At 66.7% G+C, this 17,185-nt stretch carries 16 protein-coding genes and 1 tRNA gene; 11 read left to right on the top strand and 6 right to left on the bottom strand.

Going from position 1 to position 17,185, the window contains the following annotated elements:
• Positions 1-125: 125 nt before the first annotated feature.
• Both AAYO93_RS08420 and AAYO93_RS08415 read left to right on the top strand, forming a co-directional pair.
• A complete protein-coding gene (locus tag AAYO93_RS08420; RefSeq protein ID WP_345764532.1) occupies positions 126-2,489 on the top strand; it encodes an arylsulfatase in 2,364 nt (787 codons plus the stop codon).
• 67 nt (positions 2,490-2,556) lie between these two features.
• The gene (locus tag AAYO93_RS08415) at positions 2,557-3,594 is read left to right on the top strand and encodes a transporter (protein WP_345764531.1); all 1,038 of its coding nucleotides are present in this window, start codon (positions 2,557-2,559) and stop codon (positions 3,592-3,594) included.
• Positions 3,595-3,598: 4 nt separating this feature from the next.
• On the opposite strand, the gene AAYO93_RS08410 is transcribed toward AAYO93_RS08415, so the two are convergent.
• Positions 3,599-4,609, bottom strand: a complete 1,011-nt coding sequence (locus AAYO93_RS08410) for an NAD-dependent epimerase/dehydratase family protein (protein ID WP_345764530.1) — start codon at positions 4,607-4,609, stop codon at positions 3,599-3,601.
• A 23-nt stretch (positions 4,610-4,632) separates the two neighbouring features.
• On the opposite strand from AAYO93_RS08410, the gene AAYO93_RS08405 reads away from it, so the two are divergent.
• A complete protein-coding gene (locus AAYO93_RS08405) occupies positions 4,633-5,079 on the top strand; it encodes an SRPBCC family protein (protein WP_345764529.1) in 447 nt (148 codons plus the stop codon).
• Positions 5,080-5,100: 21 nt separating this feature from the next.
• On the opposite strand, the gene AAYO93_RS08400 is transcribed toward AAYO93_RS08405, so the two are convergent.
• The 4 genes from AAYO93_RS08400 to AAYO93_RS08385 all read right to left on the bottom strand — a co-directional run bounded on the left by AAYO93_RS08400 (position 5,101) and on the right by AAYO93_RS08385 (position 6,808).
• Positions 5,101-5,679, bottom strand: coding sequence for a GNAT family N-acetyltransferase (locus tag AAYO93_RS08400; protein ID WP_345764528.1), 579 nt, complete (start codon positions 5,677-5,679; stop codon positions 5,101-5,103).
• Between the two features lie 51 nt (positions 5,680-5,730).
• Positions 5,731-6,069, bottom strand: a complete 339-nt coding sequence (locus AAYO93_RS08395; RefSeq protein WP_345764527.1) for a YciI family protein — start codon at positions 6,067-6,069, stop codon at positions 5,731-5,733.
• A 148-nt stretch (positions 6,070-6,217) separates the two neighbouring features.
• Positions 6,218-6,290: transfer RNA gene (locus AAYO93_RS08390), tRNA-Val, on the bottom strand.
• 44 nt (positions 6,291-6,334) lie between these two features.
• Positions 6,335-6,808: a peroxiredoxin gene (locus tag AAYO93_RS08385; protein ID WP_345764526.1), complete on the bottom strand. Its 474-nt coding sequence runs from the start codon at positions 6,806-6,808 to the stop codon at positions 6,335-6,337.
• Between the two features lie 214 nt (positions 6,809-7,022).
• Between AAYO93_RS08385 and aceE the strand changes: the two genes are divergently transcribed.
• The 7 genes from aceE (at position 7,023) to AAYO93_RS08350 (ending at position 15,664) form a co-directional block, all read left to right on the top strand.
• A complete protein-coding gene (gene aceE, locus AAYO93_RS08380; RefSeq protein ID WP_345764525.1) occupies positions 7,023-9,749 on the top strand; it encodes a pyruvate dehydrogenase (acetyl-transferring), homodimeric type in 2,727 nt (908 codons plus the stop codon).
• A gap of 17 nt (positions 9,750-9,766) precedes the next feature.
• Positions 9,767-10,960: a PucR family transcriptional regulator gene (locus AAYO93_RS08375; protein ID WP_345764524.1), complete on the top strand. Its 1,194-nt coding sequence runs from the start codon at positions 9,767-9,769 to the stop codon at positions 10,958-10,960.
• Positions 10,961-10,970: 10 nt separating this feature from the next.
• Positions 10,971-11,924 (top strand): alpha/beta hydrolase, encoded by a 954-nt coding sequence (locus AAYO93_RS08370; protein ID WP_345764523.1) that lies wholly within the window; start codon positions 10,971-10,973, stop codon positions 11,922-11,924.
• A gap of 159 nt (positions 11,925-12,083) precedes the next feature.
• Complete coding sequence (locus AAYO93_RS08365; protein ID WP_345764522.1) at positions 12,084-13,004, top strand: ACP S-malonyltransferase; 921 nt, start codon at positions 12,084-12,086, stop codon at positions 13,002-13,004.
• Positions 13,005-13,024: 20 nt separating this feature from the next.
• A complete protein-coding gene (locus AAYO93_RS08360) occupies positions 13,025-14,029 on the top strand; it encodes a beta-ketoacyl-ACP synthase III (protein WP_345764521.1) in 1,005 nt (334 codons plus the stop codon).
• A 41-nt stretch (positions 14,030-14,070) separates the two neighbouring features.
• Positions 14,071-14,319, top strand: coding sequence for an acyl carrier protein (locus AAYO93_RS08355; protein WP_345764520.1), 249 nt, complete (start codon positions 14,071-14,073; stop codon positions 14,317-14,319).
• A gap of 109 nt (positions 14,320-14,428) precedes the next feature.
• Positions 14,429-15,664 carry a beta-ketoacyl-[acyl-carrier-protein] synthase family protein gene (locus tag AAYO93_RS08350; RefSeq protein ID WP_345764519.1) on the top strand — a complete coding sequence of 412 codons (1,236 nt, stop codon included), beginning with the start codon at positions 14,429-14,431 and terminating at the stop codon, positions 15,662-15,664.
• Positions 15,665-15,890: 226 nt separating this feature from the next.
• On the opposite strand, the gene AAYO93_RS08345 is transcribed toward AAYO93_RS08350, so the two are convergent.
• Entirely contained in the window at positions 15,891-16,394 is a 504-nt protein-coding gene (locus AAYO93_RS08345; RefSeq protein ID WP_345764518.1) for a DUF3145 domain-containing protein, read from the bottom strand.
• Positions 16,395-16,590: 196 nt separating this feature from the next.
• Here AAYO93_RS08345 and AAYO93_RS08340 point away from each other — a divergent pair, with 196 nt between their 5' ends.
• Entirely contained in the window at positions 16,591-17,178 is a 588-nt protein-coding gene (locus AAYO93_RS08340; protein ID WP_345764517.1) for a PadR family transcriptional regulator, read from the top strand.
• The last annotated feature ends 7 nt before the right edge of the window (positions 17,179-17,185 follow it).

Here is a 17,185-nt window from a genome sequence, read left to right as displayed (position 1 = left end):
CACCGGCCGGGTGGACCCGCCGGCGGACAAGGGTTGTGACCTCAGTGCCCTAGCGGGGCGCGCGACCGCCGACCTAGACTCCGAAAAAGGATGGAAACATCCGGAACCGAATACTAGGGGGCACCATGGTCAACAATTCGAATGATGTTCAGCGGTCGACTCTTCCGATTCCCGACCTGGCATACACCGGCACCGTCACCTACGACGCCTCCTCGCCGGACACCCACTACCCACCGATCAAGCGGCTCCTTCCTCCGGACGGTGCACCCAACGTTCTCATCGTCCTGATCGACGACACCGGCTTCGGCGCCTCGAGTGCGTTCGGCGGCCCGGTGAACACCCCCAACTTCGAACGCGTCGCGGCCATGGGCCTCAAGTACACGCGCTTTCACACCACCGCGCTCTGCTCGCCGACCCGCGCAGCGCTTCTCTCGGGTCGGAACCACCATACGGTCGGGATGGGCGGAATCACCGAGATCGCGACCAGCGCGCCCGGCTACAACTCCCTACGGCCGAACAACTGTGCGCCGCTCGCGGAAACGCTGAAACTCAACGGGTACAGCACGGCGCAGTTCGGCAAATGCCACGAGGTACCCGTATGGGAGTCCAGCGCAGTCGGCCCATTCGACCACTGGCCGCACCCCGGCGGCGGCTTCGAGTACTTCTACGGGTTCATCGGCGGGGAGACCAACCAGTGGTACCCGGCGATCTACGAGAACACCTCGCCCGTCGAGCCGTGGGGCACTCCGGAACAGGGCTACCACTTCATGGCCGACATGACGCAGAAGGCCGTCGACTGGACACGCCAGCAGAAGGCCCTGGCGCCGGACAAGCCGTTCTTCACCTACTTCGCTCCCGGTGCGACGCACGCCCCGCACCATGTACCGGCGGAGTGGGCGGACAAGTACGTGGGCAGGTTCGACCAGGGCTGGGACTCGGTGCGCGAGAGGACCTTCGCTCGTCAGAAAGAACTCGGGGTCGTGGCGGCGGATGCGGTGCTCACCGAGCGCAGCCCCGGCATCCCGGCCTGGGACGAGATGAGTGACGAGCTCAAGCCGGTCCTGGCACGCCAGATGGAGGTGTACGCCGGGTACCTGGAGTACGCCGACCACCACGTGGGCCTGCTGCTCGACGCGATCGAAGAACTCGGAGTCCTCGACGACACCCTCGTCTACGTGATCATCGGCGACAACGGTGCCTCCGCCGAAGGCACGATGACTGGGACCACGAACGAAGCGTTCACCATAAACCACATGACAGAGATGGAGGACGACGCGTACAAGATCGCCCACAAGGACGATCTCGGCACTCCGCGCTCCTACAACCACTACGCGATCGGGTGGGCGCACGCGATGGATACGCCCTACCAGTGGACGAAGCAGGTCGCGAGCCACTGGGGCGGCACGCGCAACGGCACGATCGTGGCCTGGCCGAACGGGATCCCTTCCCGCGGCGAGATCCGCAACCAGTTCGCCCACGTCATCGACGTTGCACCGACGGTGCTCGAAGCGGCCGGCATCCCCGAGCCCGCGACCGTTCACGGCGTCACCCAGCGTCCATATGAAGGCACGCCGATGAACTACTCGTTCGGGGATGCCGAGGCAGACGAACAGCACACCACTCAGTACTTCGAGATGCTCGGCAACCGCGCGATATTCCATCAGGGATGGACGGCTGTCGCCAAGCACAAGGACCCGTGGCTGGCATCGGAACACGGACTCGACGACGACGTGTGGGAGCTCTACAACGTCGAGGAGGACTGGACCCAGTCCAACGACCTCGCGGCGCAGGAGCCGGCACGCCTCGCTGAGCTTCAGCGGCTGTTCCTCATCCAGGCCGCCCGGTTCAACGTGCTGCCGATGGATGTCCGCTCAGCCGAACGGTTCAACGGCGAGCTCGTCGGCCGCCCGACGCTTCTGAAGGGCGAGAGCCAGATTCTCTACCCCGGAATGAAGCGCCTCAGCGAGAACTCGGTCGTCAACATCAAGAACAAGTCGTTCACCGTGACGGCTCAGGTGGTCGCTCCCGACGGTGGCGCAAGCGGAGTGATCATCGCCCAGGGCGGCGCGTACGGCGGATGGAGTCTCTATGCGATCGACGGCAAGCTCGCTTTCGCCTACAACATCATGGGGATCAAGACCGATTTCACCCGCTCCGAGGTCGTCCTCACGCCCGGCGACCACGAAGTGCGCCTGCATTTCGCCTACGACGGTGGCGGCCTAGGCAAGGGTGGCGCCGTCACGCTGTTCGACGGCGAGATCGCAGTCGGCGAGGGCCGGGTCGAACGCACGCTGCCGTTCTTCTTCTCGATGGACGAGACCGTGGATGTCGGTGCCGACGTCGCCTCGCCCGTCTCGTCCGACTACGGCCCCGTCGGCAACGAGTTCACCGGCCGGATCAAGTGGGTGCGGATCGATGCGGGAGACGACAGCCACGATCACCTCATCGACCCGGATCACCAGCTGAACATCGCGCTGACCCGCCAGTAGTCGGGACGGGGCGGGGCGGGGGCGCGGAATCATGGATTCCGTCGCCCCCGACGGACATACTGGGACGGTGAACGCGGTCCCCGACAGTCGCCCCGGCGCCCATCCGGCCGCTCATTCTCCTGGGCGGATCCCGCTCAACACGCTCGCTATCGCCTTCGGTCTCGCAGGACTATCGACCTCCTGGACCCTGGCCGTGCGACTCCTCGGCGTTCCGGTCGCCATCCCCGACGTACTGTGGATCATCACGGCGATCGCGTGGGCGTGGCTCATCGTCGCGCACCTGGTGCGCGGTTCGAGGACCGCCGAGTCCCTGATCACCCAGCTGAAGCATCCAGCGCAGGGTCCGATCGCGGCGCTCGTCCCCGTGGTCGGAATGCTTCTGGGCGCGAACCTCTTCGTCTACTGGCCGATCGGCGGCCAGATCCTCGTAGCTCTCTCGATCGTCGTCGCGGCGCTCTTCGCCGGCTGGATCCTCGCATTCTGGATGAGCGGCCAGTTGAAACCCGAGGTCATCCACGGCGGCTACTTCCTTCCGACCGTCGCCGCGGGGCTGGTCGCGTCGGCGACCGCGGCCAAAGTCGGATTCCCGCTTGTCGCGACCGGCGCTTTCGCGGTCGGTATCCTCTTCTGGATCGTGATCCTCACGCTGCTGGTGACGCGGATGGCCTTCCTCCCGCCCTTGCCCGACCCGCTGGTGCCGACGCTCGCGATCATCCTGGCTCCCCCGCCGGTCGCCGGCATCGCCTGGTTCGCGATGCGGGGCGAGCATCCGGATGCCGTGGCTACCGCGCTGCTCGGACTGACCGTCCTCTTCTTCGCGATGCAGGTGGCATTGCTACCGCGGTACATGAAGCTCACGTTCTCGCTCGGCTTCTGGTCGTTCACATTCCCGTTCGCTGCGATGTGCACCTTCGGGATGCAATGGTCCGCGCTCGGCGGCCTCGCTGGATGGCAGGTCGTCGCCGGCTCACTGCTCGCGGCTGCGACGGTGCTCATCGGCACGATCGGGATCGCCTCACTCATCCTCGTGGCGAAGGGGCGACGGGGAGCACGACGCGCCCAGCGCACCCTCTCCACCGCGGACGACGCGCTGGCGTCCGGCTGAACCGTCAGCCCGCGAGGAAACGATCCTCGCGGGTGTAGTCGGTGAGGTGTTCGAAGTACTCGTCGGAAGCCGCCGGGCGGTTCGCTTTCGAAGCCACCAGCCAGTCGATCTCAGCGCCGACCGTTTTTGCGAAGGTCCCGACCGGCCGGTAGCCGAGCGCTGCGGATGCGGTGGTGTCGAGCACGATCGGCGGGACGAAGTCCCACGGATGCGCGCCCAAGGCGGGATCCGCGTCGTCGGGCAGCAGGACCTCCCGCCACTCGTGACCGAGAGGACCGGCAACAGCACGGGCGATCTCGAGACCGGTCGGCGCATCCGGGTCGGCGCTGTTCAGGATGCGCGCGCCAGGGTTCGCAGCGACGGTCTCGACCAGCGCCGCCGTGTTCGCAGCGGCGGTCGTGTGATCGCCGCCGCGGCCGCCCCGCGCCAGCAGCACGACTCGGCGTCCGTCGAGAACCCGCTTGACGAACATCCACTCGCGCGGATTGGCTGCGCCCGCGCCGTGCACCTTGGACGCGCGGATCACCGTCACCGGCCGTCCACTCTCCAGAAGCACCAGCTCAGCTGCGACCTTGTTCGCGCCGTAGCCGTCACGCGACCGGTACTCGCCGTCCCCGGGCTGCATTGTCGGGGCATCTTCGCGGATCGGCTCCTCGAATCGAGGCGGGATGTCCGAGTTGACATGATTGCCGTCGCGGTCGACGTACACGGCCTTGCTCGACAGCATCACGGTCGAGCGGATGTCGCCGAGGTGCGGCAGCAGCATCCGCGCGTCGGCGGCGGTGTAGCAGCGAGCATCCACCAGCAGGTCTGCGCCGCGGCCGATCACCTCGGCGAGCTCGCCCGCGTCACGCCGATCGGATCGGCGGAACCGCACTCCCGCCCGGCTGAGCTCGGAAGGAAACCGCGACGGGTCGCGTCCCGTCACTTCGGTGGCCCAGCCTGCCGCTGCAAGCCGGAGAGCGATCGCCCGCCCCAGCACACCATTGCCGCCCAGCACGATCGCACGTTTCACCCGAAAGAGCTTAGGCTGCCGCCATGAGCGACGATGAATCCTTCACGATCGACATCGCGAGAAGCCCCGCGGACGTCTTCGCGTACGGCACCGAACCGAGCACGTTCAGCGAGTGGCAGGCGGATGTGGTCGACGCGCGGATGGTGAGCGGAACCCCGTCCACCGTCGGGTCGCAATTCAGCACGACGCGCAGGATCGGGCCCGCCGATCGCACGTTGAACCAGGAGATCGTCGAGGTCGACGTCCCGACGCGATGGGTGGTGCGGGGAACGGACGGCCCCATCCGACCGAACATGACGGTGACCATCGAGCCACTCGACGGAGGTTCGGGATCTCGAGTGACCTTTGCGCTGTCGTTCGAAGGTCACGGCATGGGTGTCGCGCTGCTGCCGATGGTCCGATCGGCCGCACGCAAGGGTGCGCCGGTGAGCTACCGGAAACTGAAGGAGCTGCTCGAGTCGCGCGGATGACTGAGCGAGGCTGCTCGGACTTCAGGCGAACTCCTTGCGCATGATCCAGCGCGCCCGACCCCCGCTGTGCGCCAGGGTCTCGGATGCCCGTTGGAAGCCGGCGCGCTCGAACAGGCGAGTGGTGCCGACGTACCCGGAGATGATGTCGACCTTGCCGGGCGTGTCCGATTCGATCGGGTAGCCCTCGACCACCTCGGCTCCGTGCGACCGAGCGTGTTCGACTGCTCCGTCCAGCAGCACGTTCATCAATCCCCGGCCCCTGAATCTCGGTCGCACCACGAAGCAGACGGCCGCCCAGGCGTCGCGCTCGTCGAGGAATGGGATCGTCCGCGAATGCATCAGGCGCCGATAGCTGGAGCGAGGTGCGATCGAACACCAGCCTGCCGGCTCACCATCCACGTAGGCGAGGACTCCCGGGCCGGGCTCGCGCGAGCATTCGTCCTCCATGTAGAGGGGTCGCTCGAGGTTGTTCAGCCGGGTGTCCCGGTAGCTCATGCACCAGCATCCGCCCCCGCCGGGCTTCTTGACGCCGACCACTTCGAAGAATCCGTCGTAGTGGCCGACCGCGCTGACGACCTCGACCGTGTGCGGCTCATCCATGCACCGAGACTACGCACGACCACCGACGTCGTCGTGAAACACACTCGGAGGTCAGCTCTCGGGGTCGTACCCGAACTCGCGGAGCTCCTGCGAGCAGCGACAGGCCACTGCGATCTTCCGGGCCCACTCGACCGCGTCTTCGCGCGTCGGCAGCTCAAGTACCGTGAAGCCACCCGTGAGTTCGGAGCCCGGATAGATCTCGGTGCTCACCGACCCGTCGGCCGAGACCAGCACAGGGTCGACCTGCTCCAGGATGCCACCGCCGAAGACGTAGACCCCGGCGGCCTTCGCCTCCCGGATGACCTCGTGCGAGTCGGCCGAGACGATCGGGAACTCCTCGGCGGTGAGCACCATGGCTTCGCTCGGAAAAGAGATGAGATATTTGCCCATGCATCGATGCTGCCCCGCGGCTGCGCAGTACCGCAACGGGTCGCCCCACGTCCACCCGCCACCACCGACGTCGAGCACAGGAAAAAGCACGCTTCGAGAACTGAATGAGGTGCTTTTTACTGTGCTCGGCAAGCAGAACAGGGAAAAGTGGGCCCTACCGGGATCGAACCGATGACATCCACGGTGTAAACGTGGCGCTCTACCAGCTGAGCTAAAGGCCCTCATCGCCGAAGCGACGAGTCAATGATACCGGGGACGGCCCCGGTCAGCCGACGTGGGCCGGCAGTTCCTCGAGCGCTGCGCGGTACGCCTCCAGCGACCGTGCTTCGCCCGGCGCGGTGATGAAGCTCGCGCGGATGATGCCTGCCTCGTCGATCAGGAACGTCGCGCGGTTCGCGAACCCCTTCTCGGGCAGGAACACGCCGTACTCCTTGGCGACCTGACCGTGCGGCCAGAAGTCGGCGAGCAGCGTGAAATCGTAGTTCTCCTGCTCGGCCCAGACCCGCAGCGCGTACTTCGAGTCGACGGAGATTCCGACGAGTTCGACATCGTGCGACCTGAACAGGGCCAGGTTGTCGCGCAACTCGCAGAGTTCGCCGGTGCAGGTGCCCGAGAATGCCAGCGGGAAGAAGACGAGCGCGACGGCGCGCGTGCCGCGGTAATCGCTCAGTCGGAACGTCTCGCCGAACTGGTTGACCAGTTCGAAGTCGGGTGCCTGGGTGTCGTTCTCCAGTGCCATCGTGCTCTCCTGTCGGTGCCTGTGCCGCGCATCCCGGCCGAGGCTCTGGGACGCACGATCACACAGCTTAGACCTGTCCGCCCACACATCACAGCGGGCGGTCCACAGGACCCTCGAAGAGTGGCTAGGCTGGCAGATGGTGCCTCCTTCCTGTCGTAATCCGACAGTGATGCACCCCACACACGATCTATACGACACAAGAAAGAGGTCGAGAGTGACTGTAAACGACCAGGACCCGTACTCGGTGAATCACATCGATTCGGACCCGGAGGAGACCGCCGAATGGCAGGAATCCCTCGACGCACTGGTTGCAGCCCAGGGACACCAGCGCGCACGCGATGTGATCCTGAGCCTGCTCAAGCGCTCCAAAGAACTGCACCTGGGTGTGCCGATGGTCCCGACCACCGACTACATCAACACGATCTCCCCCGAGAACGAGCCCGAGTTCCCCGGCGATGAAGAGATCGAGCGCCGCTACCGCGCCTGGATCCGGTGGAATGCCGCCATCCTCGTGCACCGCGCGCAGCGTCCCGGAATCGCTGTCGGCGGCCACATCTCGACCTATGCGTCGAGCGCTGCTCTCTACGAGGTCGGCTTCAACCACTTCTTCCGCGGCCAGGACCACCCGGGCGGTGGTGACCAGGTCTTCGTCCAGGGGCACGCCTCCCCCGGCACCTATGCCCGCGCGTTCCTCGAAGGCCGGCTCAGCGCCGACCAGCTCGACGGGTTCCGCCAGGAGAAGTCCCACGCGCCCAACGGACTGTCGTCGTACCCGCACCCTCGGCTCATGCCCGAGTTCTGGCAGTTCCCCACCGTCTCGATGGGTCTCGGCCCGATCAACGCGATCTATCAGGCCCAGCTCAACAGGTACTTGACGAACCGCGGAATCAAGGATGCGAGCGATCAGCACGTCTGGGCGTTCCTCGGCGACGGCGAGATGGACGAGGTCGAGAGCCGCGGACAGCTCCAGGTCGCCGCGAACGAAGGCCTCGACAACCTCACCTTCGTCATCAACGCGAACCTGCAGCGCCTCGACGGACCGGTGCGCGGCAACGGCAAGATCATCCAGGAACTCGAGAGCTTCTTCCGCGGTGCCGGCTGGAACGTCATCAAGGTCGTCTGGGGCCGCGAATGGGATGAACTGCTCGCCCGCGACACGGACGGCGCCCTTCTGAACCTGATGAACGTCACTCCGGACGGCGACTACCAGACCTACAAGGCCGAGAACGGCGCCTACGTGCGCGAGAACTTCTTCGGTCGCGACGAGCGCACGCGCAAACTCGTCGAGGGCTACACCGACGACCAGCTCTGGAACCTCAAGCGCGGCGGCCACGACTACCGCAAGGTCTATGCAGCGTTCAAGGCGGCCAGCGAGCACAAGGGCCAGCCGACGGTCATCATCGCGAAGACGGTCAAGGGCTATGGCCTGGGCCCCAGCTTCGAGGGGCGCAACGCGACCCACCAGATGAAGAAGATGACGCTGGACAACCTGAAGACGTTCCGCGACAGCATGCGCATCCCGATCACCGACGCGCAGCTCGAGGAGAACCCGTACCTTCCGCCGTACTACAACCCCGGCGAGCAGGATGAGGCGATCCAGTACCTGCACGAACGCCGTCGCGCCCTCGGTGGTTACGTTCCTGAGCGTCGCACGAAACATACCCAGGTGTCACTGCCCGACGACTCGGCGTACGCAATCGCCAAGAAGGGTTCCGGCACGCAGGAGATCGCCACCACCATGGCGTTCGTCCGTCTGCTCAAAGATCTGCTGCGCGCCAAGGACTTCGGTCACCGCATCGTGCCGATCATCCCCGACGAGGCGCGCACGTTCGGCATGGACGCGTTCTTCCCGAATGCGAAGATCTACAACCCGAACGGCCAGCACTACACCTCGGTCGACCGCGAGCTCCTCCTCGCCTACAAGGAGAGCCCGCAGGGCCAGATCATCCACGTCGGAATCAACGAGGCCGGCGCGCTCGCAGCGTTCACCGCGGTCGGCACGTCCTACTCGACCCAGGGCGAACCGCTCATCCCGGTCTACGTGTTCTACTCGATGTTCGGGTTCCAGCGCACAGGGGACGCCATGTGGGCTGCCGGCGACCAGATGGCACGCGGTTTCATGATCGGCGCAACGGCCGGCCGCACCACGTTGACAGGTGAAGGCCTGCAGCACGCCGACGGCCACTCGCTGCTGCTCGCATCCACGAACCCGGCGGTCGTCTCCTACGACCCGGCCTACGGTTACGAGATCGGTCACATCGTCCGCGATGGACTCGACCGGATGTACGGCGGAGCGCACCCGAACCCGAATGTCATGTACTACCTGACGGTCTACAACGAGCCGCACGTGCAGCCCGCTGAACCCGACGGCCTCGACATCGACGGCGTCGTGCGCGGTATCTACCGGCTCCGCGAAGGCGATGTCGCAGGTCCCAAGGCCCAGCTGCTCGCATCCGGTGTCTCGGTCCCGTGGGCGCTCGAGGCTCAGCACCTGCTCGCGCAGGACTGGGGCGTGTCCGCCGACGTCTGGTCCGTCACCTCGTGGTCGGAGCTGCGTCGCGACGGTCTCGCCGCCGAGGAGCACAACTTCCTCCACCCGGACCAGGAGCGACACGTTCCCTACGTGACGAGCAAGCTGTCCGGCGCACACGGGCCCTTCGTGGCCGTGTCGGACTTCATGCACGCGGTTCCCGACCAGATCCGCCCGTTCGTGCCCGGCGAGTTCGCCACGCTCGGCGCCGACGACTTCGGGTTCTCGGACACGCGTGCCGCGGCCCGCAGGTTCTTCAAGATCGACGGCCCGTCGCTTGTGGTGCGCACTCTCGAACTGCTCGCCGCGCGCGGACAGGTCGACCCGAGCGCGCCCATCCGCGCGATCGAGAAGTACCGTCTGCACGATGTCAACGCCGGCACCACCGGAACCGCCGGCGGCGAGAGCTGACACCGGGCCGGGCACCAGTGCCTAAGACGAAGGAAGAGACGCTCACCTGGCTTCGCAAGATCTCCGGTGAGCTGGCGACGGCGACGCTGAAACGCCTCGAAGACACCCTGCCGTGGTACCGCGACATGCCCCCCGGGCGGCGGTCCGCGGTCGGGTTGGTCGCCCAGGCCGGCATCTCGTCGTTCATCTCGTGGTTCGACGACCCGCGGTCGACGCCGTGGATCGCTGCCGACGTGTTCGGCGCGGCGCCGCGCGAGCTTCTGCGGTCCGTGAGTCTGCAGCAGACGCTGCAGCTCATCAAGGTCACCGTCGAGGTGGTCGAGGACCGCGTGAAGAACGGCGGCGAAGACCTCCGCGAAGCGATCCTCCTCTATTCCCGCGAAATCGCGTTCGGTGCGGCCGACGTGTACGCGAGGGCCGCGGAGGCCCGCGGACTGTGGGATGCACGCCTCGAGGCCCTCGTCGTCGACTCGATCCTCACCGGCGAGTACGACGACGAGCTTCCCAGCCGCATCGCCGCCCTCGGCTGGCACGGGCACGGAGAGGTGAGTGTGCTCGTCGGCACGGCGCCGAAAATGCTGGATGTCGATCAGCTGCGGCGCACAGCGCGCCACATGTCGGCGGATGTCCTGATCGGTGTGCAGGGAAGTCGCCTCGTCCTCGTCATCGGCCGCGCCTGGCCCAGCAACTCGACGCCCGACGACGCCATCGGTGCGACCCCGCTCGTCAACTTCATGGAGATCGCGACCCAGCTCGAACCGGGATTCGGCGCGGGTCACCTGGTGCTCGGACACGAAGTCCCGACCCTGGTGGATGCGTCGAAGAGCGCCAAAGCCGCCCTCGCCGGTTTCGCGGTGGCCAAAGCGTGGCGCAACTGCCCTCGCCCGGTCCACGCGGATGACCTGCTGCCCGAGCGCGCGCTGGCCGGCGACGGCCTCGCCCGCGCCACCCTGATCAACCGGATCTACCGGCCGCTCCAGTCGCACTCGACCGAACTGCTCACGACGCTGTGGTGCTACCTCGACAACGGCCGTTCACTGGAGGCGACGGCTCGGGAGCTCTTCGTGCATCCGAACACCGTGCGGTACCGACTCAAACGGGTCTCCGAGGTGATCGGCTGGGATGCGACCGGCGCACGCGAGGCGCTCATCCTGCAGGCTGCGCTCATCGTCGGCTCCATCGCCGAGCCCGACTCCCCGCGGCGCGCCTGAGCGTCCTCCGGTGATCGAAGAGGACACAGATTCCGGCACCGCGAGTGACGAGACCCGGGCCGAGCACGGCGCGGTGTCGCGTCGCACGCTGATCGGAGTGGGCGCAGGCGTGGTCGGACTCGCGGTTCTGACGGGTGCTGCGGGTCTCGCTGTCGAGAACCGCCTGCTACCCGGCCGCTCGCTCATGCACAAGGTGCTGGGCCTGAATGGTCCGGCGGGTACGGTTCCGAACATCCCTCCGGGAACGATGGTCAGCGGCTCGTTCACGTCGAAGGCGCGCCTCGGAGCCGACTGCGGATGGGCGATCAGCTATCCACCCGGGTCCAGCCCCGGCGAGAAGCTTCCGGTCCTCATCGCCCTCCACGGCTATTCCGACGACCACAGCAACGCGTTCGGGACCAACCATCTCGGTCTGGACCGTTTTCTCGCACAGGCGGTGAAGGGCGGCTCCCGCCCGTTCGCGATCGCATCCGTCGACGGCGGCAACACCTACTGGCATCGCCGTGCATCCGGCGAGGACGCAGGCGCCATGGTCGCCGAGGAGTTCGTACCACTGCTGGCCGGCCACGGGCTGGACATCACGCGGTTCGCGCTCTACGGGTGGTCGATGGGCGGCTACGGCGCGCTGCACCTGGCTTCACAGCTCGGACCGGAACGCGTCTCATCGGTCGCCGCCGTGAGCCCGGCCCTGTGGCACACCGCCGGCGAGGCCGCGCACATCGCCTTCGACGGCGCAGCCGATTTCGGCGCGAACACACCGTTCGGGCATGAGTCAGCGCTCGCAGGCATCCCGATTCGCATCGACTGCGGAACCGGCGACGGCTTCTACCCCGCCGTACGCGACTACGTCTCCGGGCTGGCTCCGCATCCTGCGGGCGGTTTCACGCCGGGCGGCCACGACGCGGCCTACTGGCGTCGCCTCGCCCCCGCCGATCTCGCCTTCACCGCCGCCCACTTCTCCTGAGGTAACCGTCCCGCCGCTCGTGAAGGCTGGGTCGAGGGACGAACTAGGATGAAACGACGGCCGCCTCAAGCCCACTTTGTTGGGATCAGCACAGGTTTCGGCGAATACTTGGTATGCGTTCGACACAGCCGCACAGCGGCGGATTGGCAGACTAGTACGGTGATTGTGATCGTGTGCCCAGGCCAGGGCTCCCAGACCCCCGGATTCCTGACCCCGTGGATCGCTGAATCCACCTTCCGCGACCAGCTCACCGGCATCTCGGATGCGGTCGGTATCGACCTGGTCGCACACGGCACCGTCAGCGACGCGGACACCATCCGCGACACCGCGATCGCCCAGCCTCTCATCGTGGCCGCCGGCCTCCTCACACTCTCGGCACTTCTCGCCGACGGACGGCGTGAACGCGTCGGCGGAATCGCAGGACATTCGGTCGGCGAGCTCACCGCCGCAGCCGGCGCCGGCATCCTCAGCGAGACGGATGCCGTCGCCTTCGTTCGCGAGCGCGGCGCGGCGATGGCCGGCGCAGCTGCCGAGACTCCCACAGGGATGAGCGCCGTGATCGGCGCCGACGAGTCGGAGCTGCTCGCCCAGCTCGACACGCTCGGCCTGTACCCGGCCAACTTCAACGGCGGCGGCCAGATCGTCGTCGCCGGAGCCCTCGACGCACTGGCCGGGCTCGGCGAGAATCCCCCCGCGCGCGCCCGAGTCATCCCGCTCCAGGTCGCCGGCGCGTTCCACACCCGGTACATGCAGCCCGCGGTCGAGCATCTCACGGCATTCGCCGGGACCCTCGCCGCGTCCGACCCGACGCTTCCGATCTGGACGAACCGCGACGGTTCGCTGGTCGAGTCCGGCAAGACGTTCGTCGACCTGCTCGTCGGCCAGGTCTCCTCCCCGGTTCGCTGGGACCTCTGCATGGATGCGTTCGCATCCGCGGGCGTGACCGGCATCATCGAGGTCGCACCCGCCGGCGCCCTCGTCGGCCTGGCCAAGCGCGGCCTCAAAGGCGTTCCCGCAGTCGCGGTCAAGACTCCCGACGATCTCCCCGCAGCATTCGAGCTGATCGACCAGCAGGCCTGAGAAGGACGGAAGACACACCCATGACCCACCCGACCCTCCAGCAGTCCCACGGTCCGCAGTACACGCGCATCCTCAGCATCGGTGCAGCACGCGGCGACATCGTGGTGCCCAACGACGACCTTGTCGGCCCGATCAATTCGTCCGACGAGTGGATCCGCCAGCGCACCGGCATCATCACGCGAACCCGCGCCAGCCAGGACCTGCTGGCCGTCGATCTCGCCACCGAGGCCTCGAAGGAGGCGATCGAGAAGTCCGGCGTAGATCCGAAGCTCATCGATGCGGTCATCATCGCGACCATCAGCAACATCCAGCAGACCCCGTCGATGTCGGCGGTCGTCGCCGACCGTGTCGGCGCGAACCCTGCCGCCGCCTACGACGTGAACGCGGCGTGCGCCGGCTATCCGTATGCGATCGCGCAGGCCGACGCCCTGATCCGCACGGGCGTCGCCCACTACGCATTGGTCGTCGGCGCCGAGAAGCTCTCCGACGTCGTCGACCCGACCGACCGCACGATCTCGTTCCTCCTGGGCGACGGCGCAGGCGCTGTCGTGATCGGTCCGAGCGAATTCCCCGGCATTTCGAAGACCATCTGGGGTTCCGATGGCTCGAAGGCGGGAGCGGTCGGCATGGATCACACGCTCCAGGAGTATCGTCGCGGCGAGGCTCCGTGGCCGACCCTCCGGCAGGAAGGCCAGACGGTCTTCCGCTGGGCCGTCTGGGACATGGCCAAGGTCGCCAAGCAGGCACTGGATGCCGCGGGCGTCACCCCCGACCAGCTCGCCGCGTTCATCCCCCACCAGGCGAACATGCGGATCGTCGACGAGTTCGCGAAGCAGCTCAAGCTTCCTGACACCGTCATCGTCGCTCGCGACATCGAGACCACCGGAAACACCTCGGCCGCCTCGATTCCGCTGGCGACCCACAGACTGCTCGAAGAGCACCCCGAACTCAGCGGCGGACTCGCCCTGCAGATCGGTTTCGGCGCCGGACTCGTGTTCGGCGCGCAAGTCGTCGTGCTGCCCTAAACTTGTCAACGGTCAAACGACACCCCTCAAGGAGAAAAACAATGGCATTGTCCACCGAAGAAGTTCTTGCCGGCCTGGCCGAACTCATCAACGACGAGACCGGCATTGCAACCGACACGGTTGAGCTGGGCAAGTCGTTCACCGACGACCTCGACATCGACTCCATCTCGATGATGACCATCGTCGTCAACGCCGAGGACAAGTTCGATGTGAAGATCCCCGACGAAGAGGTCAAGAACCTCAAGACCGTCGGCGACGCTGTCGAGTTCATCGTCAAGGCGCAGGACTAGAACCACACGTACGGGCGGCCGACCCGAGCACAGTCCGGGTCGGCCCTCGTCCGTTGCCGCCTGCGAGCCAGTCGCACGCGGTCAGTACCTATTACGGAGAGTTGCCGTTATGACCAAGAAGATCGTCGTCACCGGCGTGGGCGCAGCGTCGCCGCTCGGTGGCACCGCCGCTGAATCGTGGAGAGCGCTGCTCGCCGGCGAATCCGGCGCTTCGACCCTCGAGCACGATTGGGTGGAACAGACCCAGCTGCCCGTGACTTTCGCCGCGCAGGCCAGAGTCGCTGCTGCAGACGTGCTCGAGCGCCACGAGATCAAACGTCTCGACCCGTCGAGCCAGTTCGCGCTCATCGCGGGTCGCGAGGCCTGGGCGGATGCGGGAGCTCCCGAAGTGGAGCCCGAGCGTCTCGCCATCGACTGGGCGACCGGCATCGGCGGGGTCTGGACCCTGCTCGACGCGTGGGACACCCTGCGCGAGCGCGGGCCGCGACGTGTGCTGCCCATGACGGTTCCCATGCTCATGCCGAACGGCCCGGGAGCCGCGATCGGGATGGACCTGCACGCGCGTGCCGGCATCCGCACTGTCGTCTCGGCGTGCGCGTCGAGCACCGAGTCAATCGCCAACGCTTACGACCACCTGCAGCAGGGACTCGCCGATGTCGTCATCGCCGGCGGCTCCGAGGCTGCGATCCACCCGCTGCCGATCGCTTCGTTCGCAGCAATGCAGGCACTCTCGAAGCGCAACGACTCCCCCGCGACCGCGTCGCGTCCGTACGACGTGTCGCGCGACGGCTTCGTGCTCGGCGAGGGTGCTGCGGCCCTGGTTCTCGAGACCGAAGAGCACGCCAAGGCTCGCGGAGCGAAGATCTACGCCGAGCTCGTGGGCGGCGCCGTCACCAGCGACGCGTACCACATCACCGCCCCGGACCCCGAGGGGTCGGCGGCGGCTCGCGCAATGATCGCGGCAATCAAGAACTCGGGCGCGACACTGTCCGACGTGAGCCACATCAATGCGCACGCGACGAGCACGCCTGTCGGCGACATCGCCGAGTACAACGCACTGCTCCGCGTGTTCGGCGAGGCGCTGCACGGCATCCCCGTGTCTGCGACGAAGGCGTCCACCGGTCACCTCCTGGGTGGCGCGGGCGCGATCGAAGCGTTCTTCACCGTGATGGCGCTGCACGAGCGCGTCGCCCCGCCGACGATCAACCTCACGGATCAGGACCCCGACATCCCGCTGGACGTCGTCACGACTCCTCGCCCGCTCGGTGACGGCGACCTGCTCGCGATCAGCAACTCGTTCGGTTTCGGCGGCCACAACGCCGTCGTCGCCTTCCGCTCCGTCTGACCGCCCGTCGAGCACAGGAAAAGACGGCTTAAGACTCGCTCCAGGGCAGTCTTTTCCTGTGCTCGCTCTTGACCAACCGCCGGGCGCGCGAAGCGCCGGGCGCTCGCGCGCAGCCAAACATGAGAATCCCCGACTGGGAAGCCTTCCAGTCGGGGATTCTTCGTTCACCACCCCCGGGCGGCAGCGCGTGTGCCTGATCCTGCCCGCTGGTGGGAGCCCTCGGGCGTCAGCCCACTTTGTGCAACCAGACGACGGGTGTTACATCGCTGGCGTGACGGAACGGCTCGAGTTCGTCATCCCACGCCTGGCCGAGCGCGAGCCGAAGCTCACGGTGAAGCTCGCGCGGGTCGCTGCCCGCGACTTCCATCGCATAGCGCACGCGGTCTTCGGGAATGACGGTGTTTCCGGCGGAATCGGTCTGCGCGAAGAAGATACCGAGGTCGGGTGTGTGCATCCAGCGCGCGCCATCGAAGCCGGGACCCGGGTCTTCGGTGACTTCGTAGCGCAGGTGCTCCCACCCGCGCAGTGCCGACGCTATCGCCGCTCCCGTACCCTGCGGCCCCTCCCAGTAGAACTCGGTGCGGTGGGCGCCGCGAAGTACGGGCTGCGCCTCCCACGTGAAGTTGACGGCGCGACCCATCGCGCGACCTGCTGCCCATTCGATGTGCGGGCAGAGCGCGCCGGGAGAGGAGTGCACGAAAAGCACTCCCCGAGCTGTTGGTGCTGCCATGGTGTCCTCCGTTCGGTTGGTACGTCTTCCCCAACGACCAGTGAACGGATGCCTGCGGCACCTTTATGAAGTTGTGCGGCCGAAGCCGCTTGGTTGAATTATGCCGTACAAGCACACGGAGTTACAAGATTGTGATTCGGCGGTTCGGACGGCCGCACGTAATAGCATGCTCAGTAGAGATATAGGAGGCCGCCGTATGTCCGTGCAGAACGCTTTCCTCGCGCTGCTCTCGCTGGGGCCGGCATACGGCTCGCAACTGCAGGCCGAGTTTCTCGCCCGTGCCGCTCATCGCCGGCAGCTCAACGCGGGCCAGGTGTATTCGACGCTCGACCGACTCACCGACCAGGGTCTGGTGGAGTCAGCTGGAGCCACGGATGACGGTCTTCCGCTCTATGCGCTGACGGATGCGGGACGTGAGCAGGCGCTGACCTGGCTGACCCACGGGCCGGCGGATGCGCGCCCCGACTGGGATGAGATGCAGGACCAGGTACTGGTCGCTGCGTCCGTCGCCGAAGCGGATGCGCTCCGGGTGGTCGCCGACTACCGACGTTCCTTCACCGAGAAGATTCGCGAACTCGACCACGATGCGGACACGCGCGCAGTGCTGGCGGCGAACCGGGCGGCATGCCTCGGCGCTCAGGCGGCGATCGAGTGGCTCGACGAGGTCGCGAGAGCCCTCAACGACGACCCCTCGGTTCTGCACCAGGAGCGCAGCACCGAGCGCCCGCGCCGGGGCCGCCGACCCATCTCGGAGACCTCAGGAGAAACTGTCGCGGAGAACTGATCCGCGC

The sequence above is a fragment of the Diaminobutyricibacter sp. McL0608 genome, from assembly GCF_039613825.1.
Classification (GTDB): domain Bacteria; phylum Actinomycetota; class Actinomycetes; order Actinomycetales; family Microbacteriaceae; genus Diaminobutyricibacter.
Note: the sequence above shows the minus strand (reverse complement) of the source record. Positions and strands in the feature narration are given on the sequence as shown.